This is a genomic window from Patescibacteria group bacterium, from assembly GCA_028710985.1.
Taxonomy (GTDB): Bacteria; Patescibacteriota; Patescibacteriia; order JAHJFT01; family JAHJFT01; genus JAQTTB01.
In genome coordinates this window covers 1-3,046 of record JAQTTB010000012.1, presented here as the reverse complement: position 1 = coordinate 3,046, position 3,046 = coordinate 1, and the positions used below count along the sequence as shown (strand labels likewise).

6 protein-coding genes are annotated in these 3,046 nt (G+C 49.2%); all 6 read left to right on the top strand.

The features are described from left to right. On the top strand, positions 1-491 hold a 491-nt coding region (locus tag PHW53_05290; protein MDD4995846.1), incomplete at its 5' end, for a hypothetical protein. Then, complete coding sequence (gene dcm / locus PHW53_05285) at positions 488-1,453, top strand: DNA (cytosine-5-)-methyltransferase (protein ID MDD4995845.1); 966 nt, start codon at positions 488-490, stop codon at positions 1,451-1,453. The genes PHW53_05290 and dcm, both read left to right, overlap by 4 nt. Before the next feature lie 89 nt (positions 1,454-1,542). Then, positions 1,543-1,845, top strand: a complete 303-nt coding sequence (locus tag PHW53_05280) for a KH domain-containing protein (GenBank protein MDD4995844.1) — start codon at positions 1,543-1,545, stop codon at positions 1,843-1,845. Between the two features lie 60 nt (positions 1,846-1,905). Further along, on the top strand, positions 1,906-2,211 hold the full coding sequence (locus PHW53_05275; protein MDD4995843.1) for a hypothetical protein: 306 nt from the start codon (positions 1,906-1,908) through the stop codon (positions 2,209-2,211). Beyond that, positions 2,208-2,489: a hypothetical protein gene (locus tag PHW53_05270; GenBank protein MDD4995842.1), complete on the top strand. Its 282-nt coding sequence runs from the start codon at positions 2,208-2,210 to the stop codon at positions 2,487-2,489. Before PHW53_05275 ends, PHW53_05270 begins: the two co-directional genes overlap by 4 nt. A gap of 180 nt (positions 2,490-2,669) precedes the next feature. Further along, positions 2,670-3,046: ParB N-terminal domain-containing protein (locus tag PHW53_05265; GenBank protein MDD4995841.1), on the top strand; the 377-nt coding region annotated here is incomplete at its 3' end.

Below are 3,046 nucleotides of genomic sequence, written 5' to 3'. Positions count from 1 at the left end.
CAAAAGAAACCGGGTCTACAAAATTTTTAGCTAAAGCAAGCGAGCTTGCTTTAAGAAATAAAAAATGGGCGGAAGACCCGAAAAACAATCCGGACGGTGCCGTTTCGTCGACGTTCGTTCTCAGAACGTTCGGCAAGTACATGCACGCCTTCCGCGGCAACGATTTCAAGATCGCCTACGAGAGAGGCAAAGACGGCCGGCTTGCGAAACGAGCGGTCCGACACCTTTCTTTTTTTCAGATCGAAATGCTTTTCGTCTGGTTCGCCAAAGAAAAAAAACAAATAAAACCGGCCGTGGCGGTGGCTCTCTGCAAAAAGGTTATAAGCGAATTCATAGACGAGAGTCACCGCAGGGAAGGATTCTACGGGGAGCTTGAAGCGGAAGCTCTGCGCGTAAGCGGTAGGAAAAGGTTTGAAGTGAGCGGACAAATCAGTTCAATGCACGACGCTTTAAAGAGGCTGAAAGATTCATTTGAGATGACGCGCATATGAGGCACATCGATTTATTTTCAGGCATCGGCGGGTTCGCTCTGGCGGTAGAAGAAGTATGGCCGGACTCCGAACATATCTTTTGCGATAACGATTCTTACTGCCAGCAATTAATAAAACTCAGATTTCCCAATTCAAAAATTTATGGCGACATCAAAAAAATCAAATCTATTACCAACGCCGACTGGCTCGGACCACAAGAGCAGAGGAAGAAACAGCAAACAAGTCGGGATAGACAACTACTTAAAGTCGATATCCTTACGGGCGGATTCCCATGCCAGCCATTTTCTCAAGCCGGGAAAAGGAGAGGCACAAACGACGCTCGATACCTCTGGCCGGAAATGCTTCGAATCATTAGGCTCACGCATCCGCGATGGGTCATTGCTGAGAACGTGCGTGGGTTTCTTGCTATGCAAAACGGATTGGTATTCGAACAAGTGTGCACTGACCTGGAAGATTCCGGTTACGAAGTCCAGCCGCTTGTTATTCCAGCTGTCGCCGTCAACGCTCCGCATCGAAGGGACAGGGTCTGGTTTATTGCTTCCAACGCCAAGAGTGAGCGAAGCCGAGGGGGCACCAGTGAAGAATGCGGAATTAAAAAATGGTCGATGGAGCAGGATGAATCAAAAGGGCGTGAGATTCGGAGTAAAGGTGAAAGACGTACTGGCCGTATTGCCTACGCCACGAGCGGGGAATCCGGGAAGCAGGCCAAACAAAAAAGGCGGAAAGATTTTGAACGAGGAAGTTGGGAAAGAAATTGGCTTGAAGTTGCAGCCGAACTTTGTGGAATGGATGATGGGCTACCCGCAAAACTGGACGGATTTGAATTGTCGAAATCGAGACATCGAATAGAACGATTAAAAGCTCTTGGGAATGCCATAGTGCTTCAGGTGGCTGTTGAAATTATGAAAGCAATTAAAGTGTCGGAAAAAAATATTAGCCATACTCGAAACATTCGAAATTAATGTTCTGATTTTTCGAGTGGGGTTAACCCCACATCTCCGTCTGAGGTCGACAGGCGGGGACGAAATAAAAAAAGTTAATTCAAAACGATATGCAATCACAAGACAAAGAAGTGCTCGAAACGATTCTAAAAGCCATCGTCACTCAGCCGGAAAAGGTCGAGGTGACAAAAACGGTGGATGAGATGGGCGTCCTTCTCTCCGTCAGGCTCGGCGATGACGACGCCGGAATCGTGATAGGCAAAGCGGGGAGAGGCATTCAAGCCATCCGCACCGTCATGAATTTCGTCGGCAGACGAACTCAAGCGAGGGTGAACGTCAAGCTCGAAGTGCCGGATCGTCCCCGCGGAGATCGGCCGGCCCGCAGCGGCTCAGGCGACGATTTCTCGCTCTAAGCAAAGACGGCGGATTTTCGCTAAGAGCGGGACAAATAAACAAAACCCGCATCGCATCCTATGAACCGGAGCCAAAAAGGAAAATTATTCGAAAAGAAAGCTCAAGACATTCTGACCGAGCAAGGATACTGGGTCGAGAAAGCTCGTCGCATGAGATTTCAGGCCCAAGATTTATTCGGCTGCTGGGACTTGATGGCTGTGAGCAAAAAAGAAATCCGGTTCGTGCAAGTGAGCTCCGAACCGTTCGGCTCAAGGTCGAGAGCCGACAAGGAGCACATGCTCGCATTTCCAAAACCGCCGGGCTCAAACAAAGAGTATTGGCGGTGGGATCAGAAGAAAAAAGAATTCACAATTCAAACGATATGAAAACAAAACTCGAAACACTGGAGACATTGCACGATTACACCCTCGAAGACATCGTGCGATGCGAAATAAAAATCAGGGTCCACGACGGCAAAAAAGACGCGGACACGCTGGAAGGTTTCCAAAAGCGGGGCGCGATGGGATTCACGGACGCGACCAAAAAAGACTACGTCGAGGAACAGGAGAAAGAAAGAGCACGGCTCGAAGGAGTGCTTCGGACCGTCGACAAACTAATCGAAGAAGAACATGGCATACGCAACAAATCCCAAAAAGAATCCTGAGGCTCGCAGGAAAAACCGGCCACGCTTGATCGGCGGAGTTTACATTCCGGCGGATCTTTTGGCCGAGGCCCAGAAACGGCGAATCGAGCTAATGCGAAAAGAGATAGTCCATCAGGCCTTCGATCGGCTTCCGATCCTGCAGAGGCTGTGGTGGAGATTAAAATTTTGGATTCAACATTTATGGACAAAAAAACCGAATCAATAAAAATCGCGAACCTGAAGTTCGCGCCATACAATCCGAGAGAGATAAAACACGACGATATCGAAACGTTGAAGAAATCGATCGAGAGATTCGGACTGCGCGGGCTGATCACCGTAAACACCCGCAAAGGACGCGAGGGAATGATAGTGGGCGGAAACATGACCGTCATGACCCTGAAAGAGATGGGATGGGAGACGATACCGGCAAAAAATGTCGACTTTGTCGACTTGCCGGAGAAGGAAGAAAAAGCGTTGAGTCTCGCGCTCAACAAGATCGCCGAGCGTCGCGACTGGAACGACGAAAAGCTGGCCGAAATGATGTGGGAGCTGAATCGCGCGGAGATTGACCTTTCGCT